This window comes from Fictibacillus nanhaiensis, from assembly GCF_036213205.1.
Lineage (GTDB): Bacteria > Bacillota > Bacilli > Bacillales > Fictibacillaceae > Fictibacillus > Fictibacillus nanhaiensis_E.
Genome location: NZ_JARMFC010000028.1, coordinates 18,348 through 43,009 on the forward strand (window position 1 = coordinate 18,348; position 24,662 = coordinate 43,009).

A 24,662-nucleotide genomic window follows, 5' to 3' on the forward strand; every position below is an offset into this window, starting at 1 on the left:
AAATACGGATTACCTCGTAAAAAAAGTGAATTACTTCGGAATTATTGAATCTACTCTTCATCGAAAAGAGTCTTCCCAAATTCATACAACCATATGGTAAGATAATAAAAAAAGATAAGCATGTTGGACAAGACAGATGAATACTTTTTAAAGGGAAACGGAGGACTTAACATGAGACCGATATGGCTTGGCATTGCGGCAGCCTTTTTCTTTGGCGTCACCTTCATTTTGAATCGTTCGATGGACTTATCAGGCGGAAGCTGGCATTGGAGTGCAGCCCTTCGCTTTTTTTACATGGTTCCGCTATTGTGGATCATCGTTTGGATGCGTGGCAACGTGCGACCAGTGTTCCAAGAACTAAGAGCACGATTTGGCACGTGGTTTTTATGGAGTTCCGTTGGATTTGTGCTCTTTTATGCTCCAATCACGTACGCAGCTGGTTTTGGAGAAGCGTGGTTAGTCGCAGCGACATGGCAGATTACGATCGTAGCGGGTTCTCTTCTTGTGCCCTTTTTTTATGAAGGAGACAGAGGCAATGGAGCGACACGCCAAAAGATTCCTTTTAAAGGGTTAGGTTTTTCTTTCATCATATTGGCGGGTGTCGCACTCGTTCAAGTGCAAGAAGCAAGTGGTGTAAACGGATCCGCTTGGTTGAACGTTGTGTTGCCTGTTCTGATCGCAGCGATCGCCTATCCACTTGGCAACCGAAAAATGATGGTTGTAACAAACAAACGCCTCGATGCTTTTCAGCGAGCACTCGGTATGACAATCGCATCACTTCCTTGGTGGATTGTTCTCGCGGTAATCGGATGGGTGGAGAGCGGACCTCCAACGAACGATCAGTTGTGGCAGACGTTTTTAGTAGCTATTTCATCAGGGGTTATTGCAACCGTCCTCTTTTTCCAAGCGACAGACCTTTGTGCGAACAACCCTGTAAAACTAGCAGGTGTAGAAGCGACGCAATCGGCAGAAATTATTTTTGTATTAGCAGGGGAGATGTGGCTGTTATCGATCGCAAGCCCAACGTTCCTTTCTATGATGGGCGTTCTCATCATCATGCTGGGCATGTTTTTACACAGTTATTTCGGAAAAACGGAAGTCGTACAAAAAAAATCTATGAAACTTGCAAAATGATGAATAAAAATATGTGAGCTGGGAATAGTAGTACTACCCCCCCTTTTTAATAGTAATTTGGAACAGCCGTTGCCCGTAGCAGCGGTTGTTTTTTTGTGCCATAGTGTGTGATAAGAAACGTCTAATCCGTTAAACTGAATACATAGATTATCGGGTGTCATCTTTTTCCTCTTGTTATTCTTTATTTGAAAGGAGGCGATCTGGATGGATTCGCTTAAGAGTATGAACGACGCGTTAGAGTATTTGGAGGAGCATCTTCAGGTTGAAATCGACTTTGCGGAAGTAGCGAGACGTGCGTATTGTTCAGAGTATCATTTTAAAAGGATGTTTTCCTTTTTGGCAGGTATTCCACTGTCAGAATACGTTCGGCGCAGACGGCTGACTCTGGCGGCTTTTGAGTTGCAGAACAGCGACATAAAAGTAATTGACGTGGCAGTGAAATATGGCTACTCTTCACCTGATTCTTTTACAAAAGCATTTCAGCAGATGCACGGCATTACACCTTCAGAAGCACGTAAAAACGGTCAATCACTCAAAGCCTTTCCGCGCATGTCCTTTCAATTATCGATAAAAGGAGGAAGTGAGATGAACTATCGTATCGTTGAAAAAGAGGCATTTTCCATTGTAGGTCTCAAAAAAAGAGTTCCGCTTGTTTTTGAAGGGGTAAATCCTGAGATTGCCGCAATGTGGCAGAGCCTCACACCAGAAACGATTAGTGAGCTAAAGAAGTTATCGAATATTGAGCCAACTGGATTAATCAGCGCGTCAACGAACTTTTCAGAGAGGACGACTGAAAACAGCGAGCTTGATCATTATATTGGGGCAGCAACAACCAAAGAATGTCCTGAGAATCTGGCGGAACTGAGGGTGGAGGCATCCACATGGGCAGTCTTTGAAGCGATCGGTCCGTTTCCCGAAACACTGCAGAACGTGTGGGGACGCATCTATTCAGAGTGGTTTCCATCATCGTCGTACGAACAAACAGAAGGACCTGAAATTCTTTGGAACGCGGACAAAGATACGACGTCACCTACATTTAAAAGTGAGATTTGGGTGCCGGTTAAGAAGAAGTGAAATAGGAAATTGTGAAGCATCGGCTGAAAGTGGCCGGTGTTTTTTTGTGGTGAAAAAAGTTTTCTCTAGCATAATATATTGGTTTTAATAATACCTTGCATTATTAGGTATTATATTTTATATTGATACTGGAGGTGGTTATAAATGGAAGTTAACAAAGAGGTTCTGAAAGGCCACATTGACACGTTGATTTTATCGTTATTGGTTAAGAGAGATATGTACGGATATGAATTGGCAAAGCTCGTTCGAGAAAAAAGCGAGGACCAGTTTGAACTTAAAGAAGGAACGCTTTATTTATCACTAAAACGATTAGAGAAAAACGAATGGATTGAATCCTACTGGGGAGATGAGCACGGGCCAGGAGGAAGGCGGAAGTATTATAGATTGACTCAGCAAGGTAAGGATGGTTTTGAGCAAAAGCGAAGAGAATGGCAGTTTGTGAAACGGATCATTGATCAGTTCATTGAAGGGGGAGAATAGTTTGAAGCAGATCGATAAATACATTCAATCCATCTATAAAGATGTTGTAGGTTCTAGAAACGAAGTGGAAGATTTAAAAAGAGAGATGCGTTCACACCTCATTGAAGCTGTTGAAGAATTAAAAGCAGAAGGGAAAACGGAAGAAGAAGCTATCCGTATTGCGATTAACAACTTTGGCGGAGAAAGTCAAATGATCAAAGGGCTTTCTGAATTTTTTACAGTTCAGAAAAAGTTTACGACCTATATGCTGATATTCTCAGTCGTCTTTCTCGTACTAAGCGCGATCTTCTTCATCACGTCTTATTCAAAAGCAGACGACTATAAAGAAGAATTAGATCAGCTTAAACTAGTAGAGGAAGAAAAGGAAATCATCATGAACGATGTGTTTGATGTACTCGATGCAACTAATGAAGTGGGAGACAAGGAAAAATACGATCTGCTAGATATCTTCAACAAGTATGATGACAAGTTGAATCTAGTTGCTGTTTTCTCTGCTAAGGACGTAGAGGGCTGGTTGCAAGACAAAATTAACGCAGCTGTGAAGGAAGGACCTAAAACTCATTTTCCGATCGACTATACAAAGGCCACCATTGTCATCGGAAACGATAAAGTCATAGAGGATAAGGCTCAAATCGTGCCGAGTAACTATGATAAAGGAACGGTCATCATGGCGAATGACAACTGGGTCGTTCAGTACGAATACAGAACTTCTTATGAAAAGACGGTTGAAAAACATCTGCAGTATACCAACTATGGACCGAGTATCTGGAGTTTCTATCAGTTTCCTATTCTGTTTTTTGTACTATTTATTGTGCTAGGCGGGGTATGGTTGTTTTTGAATAGACAGAATAAGAGATTGAGAGCTGTAATGGATTAAGTTATATAAAAGCAGCATCTGCTAAACTAGCGAATGCTGCTCCTCCTTATATATTCTTCACTTTTTCTTTTCGATAACGCCACATAAACAATAGCGAACTAAGAACTAGAACTATAACGAAAGAAATAGGTACGAGGTAAGGGTTTAAGTAGATTGTAGTCAGGTTCTGAACAAGATATGTAGTACCTGTACCAAATAGCAAGAATGCTAGCGGAACATGCAGACCCACACTCGTCATATAATTGGGAGAAATGCTAGATATCCAAGCTCCTACCAATACCAAAACTATTCCTAACAGATAGACACATAGAACAGTAAGAACCATGTATTGAAAAAAGGTTAAATCATACCAGGAAACAAAGAAGTTAAAAATAGAGTTAACTGACAGCGGAAAGAACATACTTGTGTCATTGCCTCTATACATGAAAAAGAAAAAAGCGAGCTGAGCAGTAATAACGATCATTGCTGCAGATATTCCTGTAACGAGCTTTTGAGAAAAAAGGTTGCGTCCCGTTTTTGATGTATACTGCAGAAGCTGTACGCGATTTCGCTTGTCCCGAATGTATAGTGGCATAAGAATAATCATGATATTTAGGAAAATGAGAATGGCTACATATCTTATTAAGGCATTGTAGTTGTCAAACACCATATCCGTAAATATCGCCTTTGTAGATCCATTTTCAACCAATTCATCCATGCGTGCATTTTGTTTATGAGTTAGTTCATGCTGATTAAAACGCTCAGGGTGTTCATATCTATCAATTATCCCTTCACGTGCCTGAATCTCCCAAAATACATCAACATAGTCTTCAAAAATAATTTTGCTGTGCAGTGCGGCTAGCTTTTCGTTTTCTAGATCCATGTTTCTAAACTCTTCATACGTATCAATGCCTGCAGCAACCACTTCTTCCTGTGACTTAAGATACTTTGACGCTTCTGCTATTCGTTGTTCCTTAATCTCTTTAAAATCTTGGAATTCCTTACTATCCATAGATTCGCCATAATCAACTAGCATTTTTTGGGTAGCGCGGAAATCATCTAACAGTGGCCTGCCGTTAGGAAAATGCTTAAATTCAAACATAATAAACTGTTGGTAAACGAAAAAGCTGACTAACAAAAGAAGGAGGATTACTTTTACTGAAAACAGCTTTCTTATCTCATTCACTACTATTCTCATAAGTTCGCTTCCAATCTATATATTTTCTCTCGCAAAACGTTTGATAAAAAACCACGCAGTGAGCAGCAAAGCGACTAACCATCCTGTAACCGTCATGACTTCATAATATTTGAACGTAGTAAAAACTCCACTTTCCATCCACCATTTCTTCACATTCATCACAAGAATAAACGGAGAGAAGTGCGTATACAGAAGCATAATGCTGTCCTTGGGCATGATGCTCGGAATATAAAGACCCGCCAAAAAGATAACACCAAAAAGAGTGAAAACGATGTAACTGTTCCGTATCAGCATGGAGAGACAAAACGTAATCAGGACAAATAGTATTTGGCAGATTACGACTAAACCACATGTCATAAATAGATATTGGATGAACGTGACGTTCCACCAGCTAATAAAAGGTATATTGTTTAGTTCTATTAAGAACCCAGAACTAATGGGGACGTTCCAAAGGCCAGAATAATCAAACACCATGAAATAAATAAACAGTGTTATAGCGAGGAGAGTGACAGTTACTAGTGTTCCAGCGAAAATGGACACAAGAAGCTTATCCCACACCAAATTTCTACCACGCTTTGTTGAATAAGCGACTAAGGATGTTTTATGTTCAAATTCATAATTCACGATAAAAGCAGTAAACAAAACGATCAAGATCATCGCCTGAAAAAGCATAAATCCAAATAATGTTTTAAAAAGAAAAGAATGCGTACCAAACATTTTTCCATGAAAGAAAAGATGAAGATGTTCTTTGTTTTGGACGAGCTCCTCTACCCGTGGCTTTAATACAGTGTAATGCTCACGAACTGTTTCAGCAGCTGCACCTTTCAATCCGAAAAGCCGAATGCCTTCTTCTGCATTTTCCATTACATTTAAGTTGCTGTACAACGTCTCAATTTCTTGTATAGAGCTTACATACGTTTCTTTTATCGCTAGTTTATTGATGTTCTGCAGTTCTTTTTCTGAATAGATGTTTGATTCAATCAAACTATAGTAGAGCTCTGGTTTATAAAAGTCGACCGCTCTTTGGTAAGTATCCCCTGTCTTGCTTTTTGAAAGCTGATTCCAGTTAGTTAAATCTTTTTCATAAGAGGTTTGCAGCTTATTACGTCCCTCTTCATCCATTAACGTTCCAGTTTCTTTCACGATTGGTTGAAGTGATTTCATATCATTCCGAATGGATGATTGCTGATAGATGAGAAAGCAATTGAACAAAAGAAACAGTACGAACAATCCTAGAATAACTGGTGACGAGATAATTTTTTTAAATTCAAGCTGTTTGATCATCGGATAGTACTCCATCTTGATAAATATACAAAAAGACATCTTCTAAGTTCGGGTGAACCATTTTCCATTCTGGTTTAGACGTATCTTCTGTTAAAAAGCGCATATACATGCTTCCGTTTTCTTGTTTTTCAGAGAAGATAAGATAAGTAGAACGAAATTGTTCTGTTTGTTCATAACTCACTTCCGTCTCATAAACGCGGCCATCAATTTTACGGCAGATGTTAGAAACGGTATCTTTGTATAACACTTCTTGATTTTTAATCATGATGATTTCGTTTGCAATCGATTCTACATCTGACACGATATGCGTGGATAATATGACAATACGATCTCGAGCAAGATTCGTTAGCAGATTACGAAAACGAACTCTTTCTTTTGGATCTAAGCCAGCTGTAGGCTCATCTAGAATAAGAATCTTTGGGTCGTTTAACATGGCCTGAGCGATTCCAACTCTCTGAATCATCCCACCAGAAAACTTCTTCATCTTTTTATTGGCCACATGATCAAGTGCTACGGTTTTAAGCAGTTCTTCAACACGAGCAACCGCCGTTTTTCGGTGTATTCCTTTTAACGCCGCCAGGTAAAGCAGATAGGAGGTAGGCGAATAATTTTTGTAATAACCAAATTCCTGCGGAAGGTAACCAATAATCTCCCGGTACTTCTCATCCATCTTAATGATATCTTCTCCGTCATAACGAATGCTTCCACTCGTCGGAAACAAGAGAGTTGTGAGCATCTTAATCAAAGTTGTCTTGCCCGCTCCGTTCGGCGCCAATAAACCATATACGCCGTTATTAAACTCGAGGTTAATATTTTTCAGTGCATTGAACTGACCAAAATTCTTTGTAACGTCTTCAACGATTAACATTTATAAAACTCCTTCTGCACCACGAAATGCGATTAGTTTTTTTAACGTTTTTACATAGAGAACGATGCTGATGATGAGCACAATTGCATACACATACGCAGGTATATGACTTAAAAACATAGCGTATATATTCTTACTTAAAAGAGCAGGAACAATATTTATTAAAAGCCAACTTGCCATCAGGATATAAGTGGAATAAGGTCCTCTTGCATGACGCAAAACGTAAAGGTAAAGAACAGAAAATATACTTAAAGAGCTGCATGATAACAGCAGTGCTTCTATTACTTGTAATGATTGAAACAGGAACGATAGTACGATGATAAGTACGATATTTAAGACCATGGCGAGCAAACTAAAAATCAACATTCGAAAAGCGGCTAGCTGGAAAACATGGTACTTACAAGTCATCTCAACGGAAAAGGTATCCTTCATTAAGGCGCGCACCAAAAATAGAGATGATATTGTAAAGTAAAAAATAGGTGAAAGCGTAAAGATGAAAGAGTACAAATCTTGTGTGTCGAAGGAAGATTTCAGTGAAAATATGCCGTATAGCATTACAGCTACCGCTAAAAAGAGCGTGAACACAATTTCAGTGGCATCTCGAAATAAATAGCGAAAGCCAAGCTGCTGATACATTTCGAGAAGATAGGACAGGAAAGACTTTGGTTTTGTTAGACCAACAGAAACAATGTATGAAATCTGGTTCTCTCTTTCGGGATCAGTTGGGTGATCTATGATGAATTTTTGCTTCTCCATTTATTCATCCTCCATTCGCTGCTTCACTTTTTTTATCGCAGCATAATACTTTGTTTTAATAGATGACTCAGGCATATCTAGAGAGCCGGCGATTTCGATAAATGTGTGCTCGCCGAACAATTTAAGCCTTAGTACCTGTTGATCAATGATAGAGAACGTGTTTATTAGCTGTGCCACCTTTTCAATATCTTCTCGCCATTCCAATTCGAGCGTAAAATCTGAAGGTGTAGCTAGATCAACACCTTCCATCGAGTCTGTGGAACGATCATATGTATAGTTTTTAGATCTAAAATAGTCAACGAGCTTGTAAGTCGCGATTCGGTATAGCCACGTTTTGAAAGATGATTTTTTATCATCAAACTGTTGGATAGATTGAAGCATGCTAATAAAAATGTCCTGTGTTAGATCAAGTGATAGTTCTTTGTTCAACGTCTGTTTATAAACATAGGTATAAATAGATTGATAGTAATGAGAGATCAGCTCGTTTGCTGCATGTTGATCGCCTCTTTTTTGAACAGAGCTAATCCATCTTTTCTGCTTCATCATGATTTTCTCTTCACTTCCAGACTAAAAAGGTTGTCTTATTCATATATTCGTAAAGGAAAGATAAATAGTTTTACTTTTTATAAAAATATTTCCATTTTATTATAGAACCATATTAGAAGTTAAAGGAGAATTATATCGTAATAGCAAATAATAGAAGAATGAAAGAAGAGTAGCTCTGTGGATAAAGAACCTCTGTATTACTGAATTTTAATAGAAAGCTAGGTGAATATATGTTTAATTTTGATCTGGATTACTTGGTGTACTTTGCAGTGGTCGTATTATTGTTATTTGTCGGAGTTGCGATTGCAGGTGTGAAGTCAAAAACAGCTTATGATGAGAAGGAGGAAGAGAAGATGTTTAGACATTTGTATATTTATTTGGTGTTGTTTACAACCCTTTCGCTAACGATAGGAGGAAGTATCAGCGTATTTATGAGCGTGGCTGATATCGTGAGCCCGGATACGTATCAAGCTAGTTTTGCAGAATACAAATTGGGTTTAGCGGAGACTGTATATGATGAGAACGGAAAGCCGTTGCCTAATAAGAAAACGGATGAAGAGATGCGGAAAGACTATGAGATGATGATTGAAAACGAGAAGTTGCAGGAGAAAAGGAATGAGATAAATAAGATTGTGAAAAGTTCTGGGTTTATACTCATTCCACTTCCGGTCTTTTTATATTTCAAGCGTCAGTTGCGTAAAAAAGAAGCTCAATAGCAAGAGAAAAACGAGCGAAGTGTTCCGCTCGTTTTTCTTTTGCTTTTATTGCTCTACAATTTCCTTAAGTTTGCTCTGCCATTTGTCATCGTCCAAAATGATCTGAAACGAGATGCGACGGTTTTTTTGTAAGGCGTCAGTAGAGTTCCCTTTTGCGATCGGCTTATATTCACTGTATCCTGTTGCGGCGAGGTATTGAGCATACTCTTTTTTAGCAAGCTTCGGATTTGCTTTTCCAAGATAATCAACAACCGCGACCGCACGTTGAGTGGAGAGCGACCAGTTGTCGTACGGAACGGAATCTGTATGGCCTTCGATCAGAATGATGTATAGATATTGACTCATGTCTTTTTCCTCGATGATTGCGGCGAGTGCGTCAGCGAGTGGATCGAGCACTTGCTTTCCTTTTGCTGAAATATCCGCACTTCCGGTATCAAAAAGGATGTTTCCTTCTACAGAAATCGTATTATTCGGTCCTCGAATGATCTTATCTTTTCCAACGTTTTCTTCCAGCTGTTTTTGAATGAGGTCAGAAATGTGCTTCTTTACCTCAGCCACCTGTCCGAGCTCACGCTTAATCTGAGCCTGATCATACGCGTTATAGATGCTCTGCACATAAGCAAGAATGGCGATAAAGACCATAACGAGCACCATCATCGCCATCATATCGGTAAAACTTGGCCAGAAGATTTCTTTCGTTTCTTGGCTGTCGTCGTTGTAGTAAGATTTACGCGCCTTCATCCTGGTCACCGTCTCCTAAAATTTTGCGGCGAGACTTCTGGCATGCGTTCATCTTCTACGTATTCGGGTGCGCGAGGACTGCGCGTTTCATAAATTACTTGGTTGGATGATTGGTTCATGGCCGCTTGATAAATGCGCTGCATGAGGTGGTACATGTCAGATAGTGTACGATTGTTGTCCGTGATGCTTCGTGTTAAGCCGTGGTGCAGGTTTTCGAGCGCTCGTGCTAGCTCACGCATATCGTAATCGCGGCTGTTTTGATTTTGCGCGTTGTTTAGAGTAGAAGCGATCTGTCGGCTCTGACTGTCCATCATGTTACGAACCCCATCAGTAAAATCTCTTTTAATATGTTCGACCGCAGCGTAAAATCCTTTTTCGAGCTGACCGACGCTTGAAGCGAAGTCAGCTGCAGCCCGACCGTATTCACCTTGTTTTTCTGAATAGCGATAATGCCATTCATCCTGCTTTTGGGTGAGTCGATTCTCAAGGGCATCATGCTGATTTTGGTAGTGCTGAAGCTGTTCCTGCATGCCGCGGAGCATCGATTGTGCATGTTCTTCAGACCGCCGCTGTGCTTCTTGCAGCATTTTATCAGAGCGTTGGATAAGCTGTTCAAACTTTTGTTGACCTTGTGTGTGACGGTCGTTGCTCGTTTTTAGCTGTTGCTCGAAAGAAGAAATGTTCTTAGCGAGTGCGTTAATACTCGTGTCGACCGTTTTTTGAATGGTTCCGAGTTCTTTTGTTGTCTCGTTGAACCGCTGTCCGAACTGATCGAGCTGTGTAGCAGACGCGCCGAACTTCTCTGCGTGCTCGCGCTGTGCTTCAAATATGCCATTCACGTCTTCCATTGCTTTTTGAAGACCTGCCGTAAAATTAACCATCTGTGATGCGAACTCACCGAGTGTTTTATCGAAGGACGACTCGACGCGTGAGGCTAGGCGATCGAGAAGACGCTCAACCGAATCTTGCGGCTTGTCGTTGATCAGGTCGCTGTTGATGTTGTGATCCAGATACACTTCACAATCAGCTAAAAGTTTATTCTGCATATAAGAAAGTGATGTTCCTTGAGAGAAGAAGCCGGATTGGATGAGATTGAGCAGAAGAGCGGCTCCGATTCCGGCAATACTTGTATAAAAGGCGACACTCATCCCTTCAAACGGCGCAGTGAGGGAGGAGATAATTGAATTAAGGGTAAGGTTTGAATCAGCAGGCTGCGTACCGAGCGTCATGAGCGTATCTTGCATGGATAAAAGGGAAAGTGTGAGTCCGACAAACGTTCCGAGCACGCCGAGAATGATCGTGAAAGATGGCAGCTGATTGAGTAGCTTTTGGATATTGCCGACCGGTACACGTAAGATGCCAAGAAGCGGAATGCGTTCGTTGTAAAGGTGTTTTTCGATTAGTGCTTGTGTGTTGAGCTGTGGCACACCTGCTAGATGAAACTGTTTGTAATCGGCTGTAACGCGTTGCAGCCAATGCGAATAAGCCTGCTGCTCTTTATTGGTTTCGAGCTGCTGAAGCTCTTTGTTCCATTTGCGAAAGTGATAAGCGGTTTGTGTGTGACCGACAATCCCCATAAACACGAGAAACCCAATGACTCCGACGACGATTAAAGTAAGTTGATCCATCATGCCACCCCTTAGATGTCTTGTCTGACTGTCCTATACTGATAGATATGTCCTACTGTCGGGAAATATTTTAGGAAATGGGGTCTGACCCCAAACAAATACAAAACCCCCTAAACTGTCCATTTAAGATGGACAGTTTAGGGGAAAACTTTTGGGGTCATTTATAAGTTCAAATCCAAGTAGCAAAAGGTTATAAAAAACTTAATCTATTTGATAATTATTCACGCGATCGTTGTAAAATGCAGCATATGAAGCGGTCATGTATGGAGCGAGCCAAAAGAAGCCGATGCCGAGAGATAAAACACAGAGAATGCCCCACCCTAGAAAGCTTAGCTGCAGAACAAAAAATTTCCACTTATAGCCGTCCATCAGCTTGCGGCTTTTCTTGATTGCAGCGTTAATGCCGATGTCAGGATGATCTTTTAGAACAAAGTACGTTTGCGAATACGAAAATGCTTTAATGATTCCAGGGATTATTAAAAGAAGAGACCACAGAATCAAGTACACCATCATCACGAGATAAGCACCAAGTATTTTTACATACGTACTGATCTCAGAAAATGCTTGAAATAGGCTTGAAACGTTAATTTTTTCACCCGTACGAATCACTGATAAAAAAGTCCACAAATATCCAATATATAAAGGCAGTAAAACGAGTGTAATGATGAACGTGCTCGCTGAGGGACCGTCCATTTCGTCGCTAGGCTTGTTCAACCAAGCGCTCCAACCACCACTCAAATTCACTTCAATGATTAGTGGGATAAGGTAGTAGATGCTCGAGAACAACAACGTAAAAAATGCGGCAGTGCCCCATTGTCCTTTAAGTTGATGACGAGCTTGCTGTTTTATGTCTTTATTTTTCATGATGTATCACCTTTCTGAAGTTGTCCTATCCTTATACTACGGTTTAAAAGGCGGAAAGATGCGTTTTCTTGAAAAATAATAGTAGACTAAAGAAAAGCGAATGTTAGAGGAGGTCTGAACGTGAAAAATGATTTGACTTCTGCTGTGCTTCTATTTGATGGTGTTTGTAATCTTTGTAATGGAAGTGTGCAATTTATCCTGAAACACGAAAAAAGTGCTGAGTTAAAGTTCTCAGCTATACAATCACAAGCGGGTCAAAGGTTGCTTGCACAGAACAACGTAGACCCCGAGCAAACCAATTCCGTTATTTTAGTTCAAGAAGGCAAGATCTATACAAAATCAGATGCGGTAGTGGCAACCTCTGCGTATTTAAAATTCCCATACAGCCTCGGGCGATATCTAAAGGTCGTTCCGCGCCAGACTCGTGATGCAATATATATAAAGGTCGCGAATAATCGGTATAAATGGTTTGGGAAAAAAGAGAGTTGTATGATCTCGACACCGGACCTTCGAAATAGGTTTCTGCAATAGTTTCGACCGCCAAACTTCATAAGTCTGCAGTTCTGCTAATAAGATAGAGTAAATGCCGAAAAAAGGGGAACTGGCCGATGGGACAAAAAGTTCTGTTCTTTGGTGACGCTGGAATTGACGATACGATTGCATTAGCTTATGCATTCCTTACCGACGAGATAGATATAGTTGGTGTTGTTGCGGATTACGGAAACGTCTCAAGAGAACAAACGGTAGCGAATGTAAAATATATTGCTAAAATATTTAACTTTCCAAGTGATGTTAAGGTTATCGGCGGGGCAGAAGTTCCTATGACAGGGGAGCAACCTACCTTTTATCCAGACGTGCACGGCGTTTATGGATTAGGTCCGATTGAACCCGGTGTGTCTGAGGGATTCATTGAGAATTTTTTTGAAATCGTGAACATAATTGAACAGTATCAAGATGATCTGATCATCGTGAATGCAGGTCGGTTGACGTCTCTTGCTACGATGTTTATTTTGTTTCAGTCACTTATGAAAAAAGTGAAAGCGTACTATATTATGGGCGGAGCGTTCTGGGTGCCAGGAAATGTGACGGCAGTGTCAGAGGCGAACTTTTATGGTGATCCAATCGCAGTCAGAATTGTGTTAACGTATGCCAAAAACGTAACGATCATCCCGTTGAATGTGACAGATAGGGCTGTAGTTACTCCTGAAATGGTGAATTATATTGATTACAAAGGCAAGGTTCCAATCCTAAAACCGATGCTCGACTTTTATTACAACTTTTACAAAAGCAGAAATCCGGATATACTCGGGAGTCCTGTTCATGATGCGATTACCTTGATGGCATGTATAAGAGAGGATATGTTTACGTATAAGTCGCTGCCGGTACATATTGTGATTCAAAATGGCAATACGGCAAGAGGACAAAGTATTGCAGATGTTCGACCATATGCGCAGTTTGCGGAAGAAGAAAAAAGACACCGAATCGCGTTTGATTTTGACTATAGTTATTTTTTTAGAGATTTTATGAGCATTATGACGGGTGAGACATTTTCATAGTGATTTGATAGAGTTGTTGAACGGGTGTAGCATTTGTTACTAGTAGAAGGATGTTTGAGAAAATCGTTTTGCTATAATAAAAAACCGGCAGTCCTGTAAGACAGAAGGACACCGGTTTAACGTTTATTTGTTAGTATATTTGATTAAGCACAGTTTTTAATTTGGTCGAGTTTGTTTAACTTTTCGTCTAGTATTTGGCTCAACTGAACAAGAAGCGGATCTGCAAGACTATTAACTTTTTTACTTACCTCATACATTGTCGTGCGAATGGCGTCTATCTCTGTAGTTAAGACAAGAGCATTGCTTCGGCTCATGGTCCATTCCCCCTCTATTAAAATAACCACTTCTGCACCTTTAATATCGGTAAATCTTGTAAATATTATATACCATATTTTGTGTCAAGTCTATTAATTTTTTACACATATAGGGGGACAGACCCCCTACAATTACATTTTTGCACAATTTGTACTACTCCAGTAGACAAAATGTGCTTTTTTTCCTGTAAAACTTTGTTGCTTTCTGTCGATATACTTTTTGCTGCTTAGTAAAAAGTAACTGCAGGAGGATGAAATGATTAAAAAGAGTCTACAAAGACAAATTCTTGTGCCTTTTATATTACTTATTGTGATGACTGGTTTCGTAGTAAGCGGAGTTAGTTATTTGTTTAGTAAACAAACAACTGTTGATAATTCATCGGAGAATACATCAGAACGCATGCATGATCTAGATGAGACGCTCAACGGATTTTTAAAAGACAATGCCAACTTCGTTTCTGCTTATGCAGATTCGGCAACGATCAAGCTTCATGCAAAAGGAGATAGCCCGGACTATATTATTTCTAAGTTCGAAGACTATCATCTAGCAAATGAAGCAATTATGAACAGCTATTTTATTTCGGAAAGCAAAGAAGTGGTCATGTATCCGATACCTGCTTCCCCGGTTGACGATATGACATTAACGCCGTGGTATCAACAAGCAACTAAGAATCCTACTAAAGTTTTCTGGACAGATCCTTTTATTGACGAAGCGACAGACCGCCCGGTTGTAAAAGCTGTAAAAGCGGTGGAGTACAGCGGGAAAATTGTGGGTGTGACAGCAATTGATATCGCCGTTAATGATATTTTAACGCTTATGCAAAATGTGAAAATTGGAGACACTGGCTATGCTCTTCTCATTGATAATTCGGGGAACTACATGGTTCATCCTGATGAAAAGATGCTGGGGAAAAGCGCAACAAAAGAATCGTTTTATAAAAATATTACTAAAAAAGAAGGAACGATCACGACCGATATCAACGGTGAAGAACGAGTGGTCAGCTACACTAAGAACGACACAACTGGCTGGAAACTAGCAGGAACTGTAGCACTCAGCGAGTTTGAACAAAAGGCCTATGTTATTCTTTTACCTATTGGAATTGCTCTACTAATCACTCTTTTAGTAGCGGCAGTCATTTCTCTATTCGTTTCAAGAAGAATTACGGTGCCGGTGAACCAACTAAAGAAAGCGATGCATGAGATCAAGAACGGAAATCTGCAGGCAAGCGTCTCTATACAAAGAAAAGATGAGATCGGTGAACTAGCCTCAAGCTTTGATGAGATGTCTAATCAGATGAGGACGTTAATCGCTGAGATGGCACAGATTACAGATCATGTGACAGATGCGTCTCAGACGGTCGTTGCGAGTGCGGAAGAAAATTCAGCATCCGCACAAGAAGTTTCAACGACGATGCAGCAGATCGCAGCGGGGTCTTCTCATCAAGCAGAGTTAATGGATGAGAATGCAAAGGCTGCTAACGTGCTGGCTGAGCGTATCAGTCAAGTTCAATCGCATGGAGAGACAATCGAAAAAGCGACACAGCAAATGAATAACGAATCGTTGACCGGTGTTAAAAAGGTGAGCGTGCTAAAAGAAAAATCTCTGATGACAACAGAAATGACGAAAGAGATGATCTCTTCTATTAAAAAACTTGATGAAACATCTGGCAGCGTTCAACAGATCGTTCTGACGATAAGCGATATAGCAAACCAAACGAATTTATTGGCACTAAACGCAGCAATCGAGGCGGCTAGAGCAGGAGAATCTGGAAGAGGCTTTGCCGTCGTAGCGGATGAAGTAAGAAAGCTTGCAGAGCAGACCGAGTTATCTTTAAAAGATATTAGCGCATTGATCACGGAAATGCAGCAAGTAACGGAAAACACCGTCGGACAAGTTCAAGAAGCTGCAGCTCTCATCCTTTCACAAAGCGAAGCGGTTGAAGAGACAGAACAAAGCTTTACCGCGATCTCTAGTGCAGTTAAAGGAAATGCAGAAGCATTAAAAGACGTGATTCAGTCCGTGGATGAAATGACGAAGCAAAAAGATGTACTGCTTGAAAATGCGTCACATATCTTGGCGATCACACAAGAAACAGCTGCTGGAACAGAAGAGGTTTCAGCATCGGCAGAACAGCAGTCAGCGTCGATGGAGCAGTTGAACCATCTAGCTGATCAGCTTGAGCAATATGCTGAACAAATGCGTAACCACGTCCAGCGGTTCACATTCTAGGGGTCTGACCCCACACAATTACATTAGTGCCGTTTTTGTCTTTTTCAAAAAGACAAAAACGGCTTTTTCTTTGATATGACTGACTTTTTGAAAAAGGTTGAGTGTAATTTTACAACTCTAATATAAGGGTTAAAGCTCTACTACAGGGGTAATCTTGCTTTCAACAAAATCTCGGTATTGAGATTTCGAATGGTTAAACTGTTCAAGAAGGGTTGTGGTGTGTACAAAAGGGCACACCGATGGGGTTACATAATAGCGGTAACTGCTCCATTGATATTCTAAGGGGTACATGACCAGATCTGCAGAAACAGGATTCAAATGGATGTAGCGACTTGTGTCTAACAAATGTGACCGGTCTTCTATCAATTCTGCTCCATAACGACCTTGAAACACATGACCAGTAAGTTCATATTTTTTGTTGAAATACATAGCATACGTTTCATTTAATTCTTTCATGAAATCTCCAGGTGGGGATTTGCTGCACAAAATTTGCAAGTGAGTGTGGTTTGTCATGAGGCAATACGAGAAGAGCTCAACAGCATGCTTTTTAACACAGTGACTCAAGATCTTTAAGTAGCGGTGGAAATCTAAGTGGGAGTAAAAAAGAGGTTCCCTGCGATTTCCACGGGTAGTCACATGATAAACAGCATCAGGATACCAAATGCGAGGGGATCTAGGAATGTTTTTCACCTCCTTTCAATCGTATCTTTATTATAAGTCTTGCAAGTGAATCTGGGAAATGGGGACTGACCCCAAAATATTTATTTCCCTCGTTGTTTTCAAGCAAAACCGCTATAGCAGTCTTGGAATGCAATCGGTTCGAAACTGTTCTTTTCAGAATGTTGTCTGTTTTTAGCGAATATCTACTCATAAGAATGTCGAACTTCGTCTCTTCTTCATATTTTCTATCATATTTCCTCGGAAATTATAAAAAAATAGAATAGAGTTTTTCTTATTACATAAAATAACCCCGTATTTTTTATTTAACGGAGGTATGTCATATGAATCAGAACCCAAATCAATCCAACATGAATCCACAAAGCGCGAACAACAATCCAGAATTCAACCATGTAAACATGCAGACTGGACAAGTGCCTGCTCAATTGAATCATGGCGGACATGAGATGTTCGATGTTCATGAGATGCTTAGTGGAATAGTTGGGACATTGAACTTATATACACTATGTAAAGGACATGTTCAAGATCCAGAACTACAATCGATGCTAAGCCATCATTATCAGCACATTACAAAGGAATACAATGCGTGTGTTCAGGCTTTTCAAACGGGCAAAGATCCAGCTATGCGTACGGAAACATACAAAATGAACCAAGATAATGATTTTGTATATGGTTTGAAACCAGCACAACCAGTCAAACCTATTCAAAGCGTTACAGAATTAAACGATCAATCCGTTTCTACCCTAATACTAGGAACGTTAAAATCTAATGCTTCATTAAGAGGAATGGCGACACTCGAAGTTACAAACCCTGTTCTTAGACGAGTATTAGCAGATGGGATCCCGAACTGGATTGAGATGGCATATGAATTGTCAATCTGGCAGAATAAGAACCATTATTATCAGATTCCTCAACTGAACCAACAAGATATGACGAAAATGCTCGGTGCATACGCTCCGTCCACCGAAACGCAACCACCTCTTCAATAAAAAACATTCAAACGAGTATCCGATAATGGAGCTCGTTTTCATTTTTTAACCATAATAAAACAGGGATATTATGAGCAGAAATAGAAAATCTCATAAAAGTCGAAAGGACTCGACAACGAGAAATGAATTTGCCATAGTAATGAGTGGACTTATATTTTGTACTGAAATTCCAGGGGGTTAAGTTAATGAAGAAGGGAACAGATTGGCGATACCGAGTATCGAACAGAGAAGCCATCATGGGTACCGTGCTTGCCATTTTGAACTTTATCTGGTGGTATGCGTTTGCTTATGGCTTAGGTGGACGGCCCATAAAAGAATACACATACATACTCGGATTTCCAGCATGGTTTTTTTATAGCTGTATCGTGGGATTTGTTGTTTTCACCATTTTAGTTTGGATCATGGTAAAGTTTTTCTTTAAAGAGGTTCCATTCGATCTAGATGATACGGGCGAGAAAGAGGAGGGAGATGCTCGATGAATTGGGATGTGATTCTTCCTTTAGCTTTCTTTTTAATCTCCGTTTTTTTAGTAGGTATCTATACATCTCGACACATTAAAAGTGGACAATCGTTTTTACAAGATTACTTTTTAGCAGGCAGAGAACTTGGGGGATTTGTTCTTGCGATGACGATGGTCGCGACATACGGAAGTGCTTCGAGTTTTATCGGCGGACCTGGTGCGGCTTATCAATTGGGCCTAGGTTGGGTTCTACTCGCGATGGCGCAGCTTGTGACAGGATATTTCACCCTTTCTGTCCTTGGTAAAAAGTTTGCTATTGTTGCACGAAAGATCAACGCAGTCACATTGATAGATTTTCTAAAAGCTCGTTATGAGAGCAAATGGGTCGGTGGTGGACGGCTGATTGAGTCGTTTACTGGTGTTTCGTATACGACAGCATTATTCATCTTTTCAGCTTCTGTCCTCGTGTATGTCATTGCTGGCGGCTTTAGAGCTGTTGTCATCACAGATGCGATACAAGGAGTCGTTATGTTGATCGGAACAGTCATTATCCTGGTTGGTACGATAATGGCAGGTGGAGGCATCGAGAACATCATGAGTGAGTTAAGAGCGGAGAACCCGAACCTTATCTCGCCTTATGGTTCTGATCAATCGTTGACACCTCTTTACGTATCATCATTTTGGATTTTGGTTGGTGTTGGGGTCGTAGGGTTGCCACAAATATCCGTAAGAGCGATGAGCTACAGAAATGCAAAAGCGATGCATCGAGCAATGATCATCGGAACATTCGTTGTAGGGTTCATCATGTTAGGTATGCATCTCGCTGGGGTATTCGGAAGAGTCGTCCTTCCTGGAATCGAAGTGCCGGATAAAGTGATGCCGCTTTTAGCACTCGAAGTATTGCCAGGGTGGTTAGCCGGTATCGTTTTGGCAGCGCCTTTAGCTGCGGTCATGTCAACAGTCGACTCGGTGCTATTACTCGTAAGTTCTGCGATTATTAAGGATGTGTACATCAACTACATCAAACCTGATGCCGAAGAGCAATTTGTAAAAAAATTAAGCTTTGGGATAACAGCAGTAGTCGGACTAAGCGTATTCGCCATGGCGATCAACCCACCTGATTTATTGATCTGGCTAAATCTATTCGCGTTCGGAGGACTAGAAGCTGCTTTCATATGGCCAATCGTATTGGGGCTGTATTGGAAAAGAGGAAACGCAAACGGAGCGATTGCCTCTCTGATCGTTGGGGTAGGATCCTATATGTTCCTACATCTTAACTATCCTAACCTATGGGGCATGCACACAGTTGTGCTTCCGATAGGACTTTCCTTGATTGCCTACATTGTGGGGAGTTTCACAAAGGGGGTCAGACCCCATACAAATACATTTTAGAAGACAATGTCCACACTCGGTGGACATTGTCTTCTTTCATTTCTCCCCCTTCACCACCATCTTCTTTTCTACGATAAAATACTAAAAAAACAATTTATAGTAATATCTTACTAATTACCCATTTACAGTGAATAAGACCGGTGGTAATTTTATATCAGAATATAATTAGATAAGTGTGGGGCTGTGAAGGTTGTTCTGTATGTGGGCGCTTGGAATAACTGAAGCTAGTAGCGCAACCGACCGCTTTCTTTATTCGTTCTCTAAATAAAGGAAGGGGTATTTATTATGGAAATTTCACGAAAAGAGAAATTCAGGACGAAGAAAAAGGCAGCTACGAAATGGCCAAAGATTGTTTTAGCGACTACATTCGCACTTGGTGTAGGTACTACATCTGCGTATGCGGCGAATCCAAATCTAGCAAACGACTTATATAATAAGATTATGGAATACACGTACCAATCGGAAATCGAGAGTGAGTTGAACAAAGAGAAGAATGACTTACTGAAAAATGTGAATGTAGCAGTAAAAGGAATCGTTGCTGAGGCAAAGAAAGATCTAGATAATAACAAAGAAAAAATCATTCAAGACAAGAAAAAAGAACTTGAAACGCACTATAAACAAGAGCTGGCAGAAATAACGAAAAGAAAGAATGAAGCTGTAAATAAAAAAACCGAGAACATGAGCACAGATGCGACACGTTCTTCCGAGCAAAAGAAAGCAGATATTTCTTCAGCAATTCAGAAAGAAATTCAAGAGTCTGATATAAATAAATAATAATCACTTTTTAAAAGAGCGGAATCTTCATTCTCCGCTCTTTTCCATTTTCTGATATCCTAGAATATAGAAAATTTATGAAAGGAGACGACTTTATGAAAAGACTATTTTTAGTGCTTGGGATACTTTTTGCTGTATATGCAACGGCCATGCTCATTCAAACGACCAACATGGATATGGGACTTGCTGTTTTTTTCTTGTTAGCTGCTCTTTTTCTCGTTCTCTTCTTCCGCTACAAAACAGCTATGAAACTATTTAAAACCTACAAAAAAACAACGCTAACTGTATTAATCACAACCATCCTCTTTGCAGCATCACTAGAAACTCTCATTCTTACATCAGCCAACACCAATCCAGAGAAGGTTTCTTCCAAGATAGATTCAATCCTAGTACTTGGTGGGGGAACAAAGAACAATCGACCAGGTGCTGTGCTAAAAGGTCGGTTGGATCAAGCGCTTGCGTATGCGAAAGAACATCCAAACGTTAAATTTATCGTCAGCGGAGGTCTTGGCTTCGGTAAAACGACGAGTGAAGGCCTTATCATGAAAAATTATCTCGTTGAAAATGGAATTGAAGCGGACCGCATTCAAATTGAGGAAAAAGCAACGAGTACATACGAAAATCTTTTATATACAAAAAAGATGATTCAACCAGACGATCAGCTGCTTATTGTAACGAGTGATTTTCATCTTTTTCGAACAAAGATGATTGCAAAAAGAGTTGGTATTGAAGCGGAGGGACTTGGTTCACCGTTGCGAATTTCTTCTATTCCACAAGCTCACGTTAGGGAGTATATGGCGATTATCAAAAGTTACTTTACCGACAGATAGAGGATGGAGGCTTCCATGAACAAAAACAAGTACCATTGCTGTGCGACGTGTATAAATTTCAAGCCTGAAAAAACGGATCAAGGGATGCGCTATCACTGTGTGCGTCTAGGGTATGAGACGAAACCAGACTATCAGTTCAATTGTTGGGAGCCGAAGCCTCATGTGGTGGAGCTCATGAACAAGGAAAAGTAATTTTTGGAATAAATTAACACAAATACCTTGCATTACAAGTTAGTGTTACATATACTAATGATATATCTTGTTATGCAAGGCATTATTTTTTATCTATAACTCTTGTAATACAAGATAGTGAAATGAGGTGTAGCACATGTCGAACACTCAAATGTTAAAAGGAATTCTCGACGGCTGCCTTTTAGCCATCATTAACGAAGGAGAAGTCTATGGCTATGAATTAGCTGAAAAGCTTGAATCGTACGGATTTCAACAGACGAGTGAAGGAACGATCTATCCACTATTAATACGCATGCAAAAAGAGGAAATGGTTACGACAACGTTAAAAAAATCAACGGCTGGGCCAAGGCGGAAATATTACTCACTTACCCCAAAAGGCAAGAACGAGCTCCAAGCTTTTATTGAAAGGTGGAACCAATTAAGCCATTCAGTCGACCAAATTTTACAAAAGAGAGGAAGCGTAAAATGAATGCGCCTAAACATACGTTAACAGCGGCAAGTCAGGATTTTTTAGATAATCTTAGCCTTTATTTGTTCTCAAGTGGAAAAAAAGACAAAGAGGTGAAAGAGATCGTAGAAGAGTTGGAAGATCATCTGATAGAAGCAGAAAAGCGTGGGAAATCAGTCTCTCACATCATCGGCCATTCGCCAAAAGCTTATATGGAGCAGCTTTCCAACGAAATGTCATTTGATTTTAAATGGCTCTCTTATCTGCCGATTATTGTTCTCGGTGTTTTCGCCTATGTTTTGCTGGGCGATACGATAAGAGAGGGTGTGCAATTCACGTTACTTCAAGTGGTTGGTTATCCAGCGGTTTGTATCATACTCGTACTTTTTTATTTAAAGATGTTCAAATTTTTAGCAAGCACGAAGATTTCTAAAACAAAGTCGATAACCACCACTTTTATCTTAGGAACACTGCCGATTTTGTTCTTTTTAGGTCTTATGTATGCAAACGATGCGTATAAAACTCCGGTCGTCATCAAGCTAGGGACAACAGGAAACATTATCGCGGCACTCGTCGCCATCGCCATTTTTATAGGGATATCCTTATGGAGCAAAACGTGGTTTACAATCGTAATTCCAACCATTCTTTTCCTACCAGAATTTTTAATTAGTCTAACCTCATTTGAAAAAGAAACGAAAGCTATTTTAACAATAAGCGTGTTGTTTGTAACGCTCATTATCTACAACGTGTATACATTTAAAAAAGCGAAAAAAGAGACCTGAGAGCATTAGTGATAAAAGGGTGATAAATCGATGATCGGAATAAGTATAGCAACAAAATGGGAATATGAAGCGACATTGGAGTATTTCAGCATAAAAGATGATGAATGTTTCGCTTATCCTTATGGCGAGTATTTCATAAGAACAATTAATAATACTGAACTTGTTTTTTATAGTACAGGGGTAAGAAAAGTAAATGGTGTTGGCGGTAATCAGTATATGATTTCAAAATTTAATTTAACTAAAGTAATCGTTACTGGAACGTGTGCAGGAATAGATGAAAAGTTTAGTAATTTGGATATTTTTGTGCCCCATAGAGCCGTTCAATATGATTGCACAGTAAAAGAAATTGAGCCTCTTATTAAACAATCCTTTATAGTCAATATTGATTTATCAAAATATGGGAATGATTTTTATTCTGGAACAATTGCCACCGCTGATAAAGCAGTAGTTATGTGGAAGGATTATTTAGAACTTAAAGAAAACAAAGTAACAATAGCCGATACAGAAGCGGGTGCAATTGCTTATATCTGTAAGAAGAATCATGTTGACTGTATTATTATTAAAGGAATATCTGATTTTCCAACGGATGAAACAAACACTGATAAATTTGAATCAAACATGGAACAAATTAATGTTTATTTAGAAAATACACCTAAAGTGATGAACAAAATTTTTAGCGAATATTTAACAAGATTCATATAAAGTGCTCTAGTTGAAGAGCGAGTCATTAGATTAAAAAACGCAGCGGATGCTAAAACCTCTGCGTTTTTCTGTGTGTTTATAAGGTAATCTTCAAGTAACGAGTTAACCAAACAACCTACTTGCACTGAAAAAGCTTACAATGTTACATTGTGTAAGGCTTTACACAGCAAATAAGTGGAAATACTGTTGATAGATGAAGTGATTTTGAACAAAAGTGAGATCACTGATAGAGAAAGGAAATTTGATATGAATCTCCAACTTCCGATTGAAATAAAAGAAAAGCTGCAGCAAGATGCAGCGAAACGATTAGAAAATCTACCAAATGAATATAAAGAATTAATTGGGAAGCAAGGATATACGGCACCCAACGCAGCATTGATTGAGGATGCGGTGATCGCACTTGCCCTTGGAAAAAATGTATTGTTAAAAGGTCCGACGGGGTCAGGTAAAACAAAGCTTGCAGAGCTTCTTTCAAACGTGTTCGGGCAACCTCTTCACCAAGTCAACGCCTCTGTCGATCTTGATGCAGAAGCGCTTCTTGGTCATAAAACATTAAGCTATAGCGAGGGGCAGCAAGAGATTGAGTTCATTCCAGGACCAGTCACAAGAGCTGCAGCAAACGGACATTTTCTATATATAGATGAGATCAACATTGCAAAACCAGAAACCTTACCGATTCTAAACGGAATGCTAGATTATCGCCGTACGATTGCCAACCCGTTCACAGGCGAAGTGGTAAAAGCGCAGCCTGGTTTCAATGTTATCGCAGCGATCAACGAAGGATATATCGGAACGGTACCTTTAAACGAAGCGCTGAAAAACCGTTTTGTTGTGATTGAAGTGCCTTACATTCAAGGTGATACGTTAAAAGAAATGCTGAAGAACCAATCTCAGCAAAAAGACGAAGATGTACTATTGAAGTTTGTTCAGTTGTCGTCTGACCTGATCAGTCAAGCAAAAGCGGGCCATCTGTCTGAGGATGCAGCATCCATCCGTGCGTTACTAGATGCTGCCGATCTTTCTGTTTATCTGCCGGCAAAGCGTGCTATTCAGCGCGCCATCGCTGACAAGCTCGAAGATGCCCGCGAGCGCGCCCTCGTTGCCAACGTGGCCGCAACCCTGTTCGCGTAAGCTGGGAAATGGGGTCAGACCCCATACAATTTATTTCCC

28 protein-coding genes and 1 riboswitch are annotated in these 24,662 nt (G+C 40.1%); of the genes, 18 read left to right on the forward strand and 10 right to left on the reverse strand.

What is annotated here, in order from left to right; all coding sequences use genetic code 11:
- Nucleotides 1–171: 171 nt before the first annotated feature.
- From P4V41_RS20060 to P4V41_RS20075, 4 genes are all read left to right on the forward strand, one after another.
- Nucleotides 172–1,134 carry a multidrug resistance efflux transporter family protein gene (locus tag P4V41_RS20060; RefSeq protein ID WP_328086914.1) on the forward strand — a complete coding sequence of 321 codons (963 nt, stop codon included), beginning with the start codon at nucleotides 172–174 and terminating at the stop codon, nucleotides 1,132–1,134.
- Between the two features lie 204 nt (nucleotides 1,135–1,338).
- Nucleotides 1,339–2,208 carry an AraC family transcriptional regulator gene (locus P4V41_RS20065; protein ID WP_328086915.1) on the forward strand — a complete coding sequence of 290 codons (870 nt, stop codon included), beginning with the start codon at nucleotides 1,339–1,341 and terminating at the stop codon, nucleotides 2,206–2,208.
- A 144-nt stretch (nucleotides 2,209–2,352) separates the two neighbouring features.
- The gene (locus P4V41_RS20070) at nucleotides 2,353–2,688 is read left to right on the forward strand and encodes a PadR family transcriptional regulator (RefSeq protein WP_328086916.1); all 336 of its coding nucleotides are present in this window, start codon (nucleotides 2,353–2,355) and stop codon (nucleotides 2,686–2,688) included.
- Between the two features lies 1 nt (nucleotide 2,689).
- Nucleotides 2,690–3,565: a permease prefix domain 1-containing protein gene (locus tag P4V41_RS20075; RefSeq protein ID WP_328086917.1), complete on the forward strand. Its 876-nt coding sequence runs from the start codon at nucleotides 2,690–2,692 to the stop codon at nucleotides 3,563–3,565.
- A gap of 46 nt (nucleotides 3,566–3,611) precedes the next feature.
- Here P4V41_RS20075 and P4V41_RS20080 read toward each other — a convergent pair whose 3' ends face one another.
- From P4V41_RS20080 to P4V41_RS20100, 5 genes are read right to left on the reverse strand one after another with little or no spacing between them, the layout of a single operon-like run.
- Nucleotides 3,612–4,742, reverse strand: a complete 1,131-nt coding sequence (locus P4V41_RS20080; RefSeq protein ID WP_328086918.1) for a hypothetical protein — start codon at nucleotides 4,740–4,742, stop codon at nucleotides 3,612–3,614.
- A 15-nt stretch (nucleotides 4,743–4,757) separates the two neighbouring features.
- Nucleotides 4,758–6,026: a hypothetical protein gene (locus P4V41_RS20085; protein ID WP_328086919.1), complete on the reverse strand. Its 1,269-nt coding sequence runs from the start codon at nucleotides 6,024–6,026 to the stop codon at nucleotides 4,758–4,760.
- Nucleotides 6,010–6,894 carry an ABC transporter ATP-binding protein gene (locus P4V41_RS20090; RefSeq protein ID WP_328086920.1) on the reverse strand — a complete coding sequence of 295 codons (885 nt, stop codon included), beginning with the start codon at nucleotides 6,892–6,894 and terminating at the stop codon, nucleotides 6,010–6,012. Before P4V41_RS20090 ends, P4V41_RS20085 begins: the two co-directional genes overlap by 17 nt.
- Nucleotides 6,895–7,650: a hypothetical protein gene (locus P4V41_RS20095; RefSeq protein WP_328086922.1), complete on the reverse strand. Its 756-nt coding sequence runs from the start codon at nucleotides 7,648–7,650 to the stop codon at nucleotides 6,895–6,897.
- On the reverse strand, nucleotides 7,651–8,196 hold the full coding sequence (locus P4V41_RS20100) for a sigma-70 family RNA polymerase sigma factor (protein ID WP_328086923.1): 546 nt from the start codon (nucleotides 8,194–8,196) through the stop codon (nucleotides 7,651–7,653).
- 230 nt (nucleotides 8,197–8,426) lie between these two features.
- Here P4V41_RS20100 and P4V41_RS20105 point away from each other — a divergent pair, with 230 nt between their 5' ends.
- Nucleotides 8,427–8,912 (forward strand): hypothetical protein, encoded by a 486-nt coding sequence (locus tag P4V41_RS20105; RefSeq protein ID WP_328086925.1) that lies wholly within the window; start codon nucleotides 8,427–8,429, stop codon nucleotides 8,910–8,912.
- A 45-nt stretch (nucleotides 8,913–8,957) separates the two neighbouring features.
- Here the strand turns inward: P4V41_RS20105 and P4V41_RS20110 are convergent, their stop codons facing one another.
- From P4V41_RS20110 to P4V41_RS20120, 3 genes are all read right to left on the reverse strand, one after another.
- Nucleotides 8,958–9,653: an OmpA family protein gene (locus P4V41_RS20110; protein WP_328086927.1), complete on the reverse strand. Its 696-nt coding sequence runs from the start codon at nucleotides 9,651–9,653 to the stop codon at nucleotides 8,958–8,960.
- A gap of 5 nt (nucleotides 9,654–9,658) precedes the next feature.
- Complete coding sequence (locus P4V41_RS20115; protein ID WP_328086928.1) at nucleotides 9,659–11,281, reverse strand: hypothetical protein; 1,623 nt, start codon at nucleotides 11,279–11,281, stop codon at nucleotides 9,659–9,661.
- Nucleotides 11,282–11,482: 201 nt separating this feature from the next.
- Entirely contained in the window at nucleotides 11,483–12,145 is a 663-nt protein-coding gene (locus tag P4V41_RS20120; RefSeq protein ID WP_328086929.1) for a DUF975 family protein, read from the reverse strand.
- 120 nt (nucleotides 12,146–12,265) lie between these two features.
- Between P4V41_RS20120 and P4V41_RS20125 the strand changes: the two genes are divergently transcribed.
- Together P4V41_RS20125 and P4V41_RS20130 are read left to right on the forward strand one after the other, a co-directional pair.
- Nucleotides 12,266–12,676, forward strand: coding sequence for a thiol-disulfide oxidoreductase DCC family protein (locus tag P4V41_RS20125; RefSeq protein ID WP_328086930.1), 411 nt, complete (start codon nucleotides 12,266–12,268; stop codon nucleotides 12,674–12,676).
- A gap of 77 nt (nucleotides 12,677–12,753) precedes the next feature.
- Entirely contained in the window at nucleotides 12,754–13,701 is a 948-nt protein-coding gene (locus tag P4V41_RS20130; protein WP_328086932.1) for a nucleoside hydrolase, read from the forward strand.
- 143 nt (nucleotides 13,702–13,844) lie between these two features.
- Here P4V41_RS20130 and P4V41_RS20135 read toward each other — a convergent pair whose 3' ends face one another.
- Entirely contained in the window at nucleotides 13,845–14,015 is a 171-nt protein-coding gene (locus P4V41_RS20135; protein WP_082861519.1) for an aspartyl-phosphate phosphatase Spo0E family protein, read from the reverse strand.
- Nucleotides 14,016–14,271: 256 nt separating this feature from the next.
- On the opposite strand from P4V41_RS20135, the gene P4V41_RS20140 reads away from it, so the two are divergent.
- Complete coding sequence (locus tag P4V41_RS20140) at nucleotides 14,272–16,245, forward strand: methyl-accepting chemotaxis protein (protein ID WP_328086933.1); 1,974 nt, start codon at nucleotides 14,272–14,274, stop codon at nucleotides 16,243–16,245.
- Nucleotides 16,246–16,374: 129 nt separating this feature from the next.
- Here P4V41_RS20140 and P4V41_RS20145 read toward each other — a convergent pair whose 3' ends face one another.
- On the reverse strand, nucleotides 16,375–16,935 hold the full coding sequence (locus P4V41_RS20145; protein WP_328086934.1) for a transposase: 561 nt from the start codon (nucleotides 16,933–16,935) through the stop codon (nucleotides 16,375–16,377).
- A gap of 338 nt (nucleotides 16,936–17,273) precedes the next feature.
- On the opposite strand from P4V41_RS20145, the gene P4V41_RS20150 reads away from it, so the two are divergent.
- The 10 genes from P4V41_RS20150 to P4V41_RS20195 all read left to right on the forward strand — a co-directional run bounded on the left by P4V41_RS20150 (nucleotide 17,274) and on the right by P4V41_RS20195 (nucleotide 24,623).
- Nucleotides 17,274–17,912, forward strand: a complete 639-nt coding sequence (locus P4V41_RS20150; protein WP_328086956.1) for a spore coat protein — start codon at nucleotides 17,274–17,276, stop codon at nucleotides 17,910–17,912.
- A 185-nt stretch (nucleotides 17,913–18,097) separates the two neighbouring features.
- Complete coding sequence (locus tag P4V41_RS20155) at nucleotides 18,098–18,391, forward strand: YhdT family protein (protein WP_328086935.1); 294 nt, start codon at nucleotides 18,098–18,100, stop codon at nucleotides 18,389–18,391.
- On the forward strand, nucleotides 18,388–19,764 hold the full coding sequence (gene panF / locus P4V41_RS20160) for a sodium/pantothenate symporter (protein ID WP_328086936.1): 1,377 nt from the start codon (nucleotides 18,388–18,390) through the stop codon (nucleotides 19,762–19,764). Before P4V41_RS20155 ends, panF begins: the two co-directional genes overlap by 4 nt.
- Nucleotides 19,765–19,932: 168 nt before the next feature.
- Nucleotides 19,933–20,015, forward strand: a riboswitch (cyclic di-GMP riboswitch).
- Nucleotides 20,016–20,049: 34 nt separating this feature from the next.
- Entirely contained in the window at nucleotides 20,050–20,538 is a 489-nt protein-coding gene (locus tag P4V41_RS20165) for a hypothetical protein (RefSeq protein WP_328086937.1), read from the forward strand.
- 95 nt (nucleotides 20,539–20,633) lie between these two features.
- Nucleotides 20,634–21,368, forward strand: coding sequence for a YdcF family protein (locus P4V41_RS20170; RefSeq protein WP_328086938.1), 735 nt, complete (start codon nucleotides 20,634–20,636; stop codon nucleotides 21,366–21,368).
- Between the two features lie 15 nt (nucleotides 21,369–21,383).
- Nucleotides 21,384–21,560: a hypothetical protein gene (locus P4V41_RS20175; RefSeq protein WP_328086939.1), complete on the forward strand. Its 177-nt coding sequence runs from the start codon at nucleotides 21,384–21,386 to the stop codon at nucleotides 21,558–21,560.
- 136 nt (nucleotides 21,561–21,696) lie between these two features.
- Nucleotides 21,697–22,029, forward strand: a complete 333-nt coding sequence (locus tag P4V41_RS20180) for a PadR family transcriptional regulator (RefSeq protein ID WP_328086940.1) — start codon at nucleotides 21,697–21,699, stop codon at nucleotides 22,027–22,029.
- On the forward strand, nucleotides 22,026–22,790 hold the full coding sequence (locus P4V41_RS20185; RefSeq protein WP_328086941.1) for an HAAS domain-containing protein: 765 nt from the start codon (nucleotides 22,026–22,028) through the stop codon (nucleotides 22,788–22,790). The genes P4V41_RS20180 and P4V41_RS20185 overlap by 4 nt, the downstream gene beginning before the upstream one ends.
- Before the next feature lie 30 nt (nucleotides 22,791–22,820).
- The gene (locus tag P4V41_RS20190; RefSeq protein ID WP_328086942.1) at nucleotides 22,821–23,492 is read left to right on the forward strand and encodes a permease; all 672 of its coding nucleotides are present in this window, start codon (nucleotides 22,821–22,823) and stop codon (nucleotides 23,490–23,492) included.
- 246 nt (nucleotides 23,493–23,738) lie between these two features.
- Complete coding sequence (locus P4V41_RS20195) at nucleotides 23,739–24,623, forward strand: MoxR family ATPase (protein ID WP_328086957.1); 885 nt, start codon at nucleotides 23,739–23,741, stop codon at nucleotides 24,621–24,623.
- The last annotated feature ends 39 nt before the right edge of the window (nucleotides 24,624–24,662 follow it).

What these genes read in the sequence shown, in the direction of transcription:
- P4V41_RS20155 (WP_328086935.1), top strand. Translation starts at nt 18,098, where the DNA reads ATGAAGAAGGGAACAGATTGGCGATACCGAGTATCGAACAGAGAAGCC.
- P4V41_RS20185 (WP_328086941.1), top strand. Translation starts at nt 22,026, where the DNA reads ATGAATGCGCCTAAACATACGTTAACAGCGGCAAGTCAGGATTTTTTA.
- P4V41_RS20070 (WP_328086916.1), top strand. Translation starts at nt 2,353, where the DNA reads ATGGAAGTTAACAAAGAGGTTCTGAAAGGCCACATTGACACGTTGATT.
- P4V41_RS20115 (WP_328086928.1), bottom strand. Translation starts at nt 11,281, where the DNA reads ATGGATCAACTTACTTTAATCGTCGTCGGAGTCATTGGGTTTCTCGTG.
- P4V41_RS20120 (WP_328086929.1), bottom strand. Translation starts at nt 12,145, where the DNA reads ATGAAAAATAAAGACATAAAACAGCAAGCTCGTCATCAACTTAAAGGA.
- P4V41_RS20195 (WP_328086957.1), top strand. Translation starts at nt 23,739, where the DNA reads ATGAATCTCCAACTTCCGATTGAAATAAAAGAAAAGCTGCAGCAAGAT.
- P4V41_RS20165 (WP_328086937.1), top strand. Translation starts at nt 20,050, where the DNA reads ATGGAAATTTCACGAAAAGAGAAATTCAGGACGAAGAAAAAGGCAGCT.
- panF (WP_328086936.1), top strand. Translation starts at nt 18,388, where the DNA reads ATGAATTGGGATGTGATTCTTCCTTTAGCTTTCTTTTTAATCTCCGTT.
- P4V41_RS20080 (WP_328086918.1), bottom strand. Translation starts at nt 4,742, where the DNA reads ATGAGAATAGTAGTGAATGAGATAAGAAAGCTGTTTTCAGTAAAAGTA.
- P4V41_RS20060 (WP_328086914.1), top strand. Translation starts at nt 172, where the DNA reads ATGAGACCGATATGGCTTGGCATTGCGGCAGCCTTTTTCTTTGGCGTC.
- P4V41_RS20090 (WP_328086920.1), bottom strand. Translation starts at nt 6,894, where the DNA reads ATGTTAATCGTTGAAGACGTTACAAAGAATTTTGGTCAGTTCAATGCA.
- P4V41_RS20170 (WP_328086938.1), top strand. Translation starts at nt 20,634, where the DNA reads ATGAAAAGACTATTTTTAGTGCTTGGGATACTTTTTGCTGTATATGCA.
- P4V41_RS20100 (WP_328086923.1), bottom strand. Translation starts at nt 8,196, where the DNA reads ATGATGAAGCAGAAAAGATGGATTAGCTCTGTTCAAAAAAGAGGCGAT.
- P4V41_RS20135 (WP_082861519.1), bottom strand. Translation starts at nt 14,015, where the DNA reads ATGAGCCGAAGCAATGCTCTTGTCTTAACTACAGAGATAGACGCCATT.
- P4V41_RS20065 (WP_328086915.1), top strand. Translation starts at nt 1,339, where the DNA reads ATGGATTCGCTTAAGAGTATGAACGACGCGTTAGAGTATTTGGAGGAG.
- P4V41_RS20190 (WP_328086942.1), top strand. Translation starts at nt 22,821, where the DNA reads ATGATCGGAATAAGTATAGCAACAAAATGGGAATATGAAGCGACATTG.
- P4V41_RS20180 (WP_328086940.1), top strand. Translation starts at nt 21,697, where the DNA reads ATGTCGAACACTCAAATGTTAAAAGGAATTCTCGACGGCTGCCTTTTA.
- P4V41_RS20105 (WP_328086925.1), top strand. Translation starts at nt 8,427, where the DNA reads ATGTTTAATTTTGATCTGGATTACTTGGTGTACTTTGCAGTGGTCGTA.
- P4V41_RS20095 (WP_328086922.1), bottom strand. Translation starts at nt 7,650, where the DNA reads ATGGAGAAGCAAAAATTCATCATAGATCACCCAACTGATCCCGAAAGA.
- P4V41_RS20110 (WP_328086927.1), bottom strand. Translation starts at nt 9,653, where the DNA reads ATGAAGGCGCGTAAATCTTACTACAACGACGACAGCCAAGAAACGAAA.
- P4V41_RS20140 (WP_328086933.1), top strand. Translation starts at nt 14,272, where the DNA reads ATGATTAAAAAGAGTCTACAAAGACAAATTCTTGTGCCTTTTATATTA.
- P4V41_RS20130 (WP_328086932.1), top strand. Translation starts at nt 12,754, where the DNA reads ATGGGACAAAAAGTTCTGTTCTTTGGTGACGCTGGAATTGACGATACG.
- P4V41_RS20085 (WP_328086919.1), bottom strand. Translation starts at nt 6,026, where the DNA reads ATGATCAAACAGCTTGAATTTAAAAAAATTATCTCGTCACCAGTTATT.
- P4V41_RS20150 (WP_328086956.1), top strand. Translation starts at nt 17,274, where the DNA reads ATGAATCCACAAAGCGCGAACAACAATCCAGAATTCAACCATGTAAAC.
- P4V41_RS20175 (WP_328086939.1), top strand. Translation starts at nt 21,384, where the DNA reads ATGAACAAAAACAAGTACCATTGCTGTGCGACGTGTATAAATTTCAAG.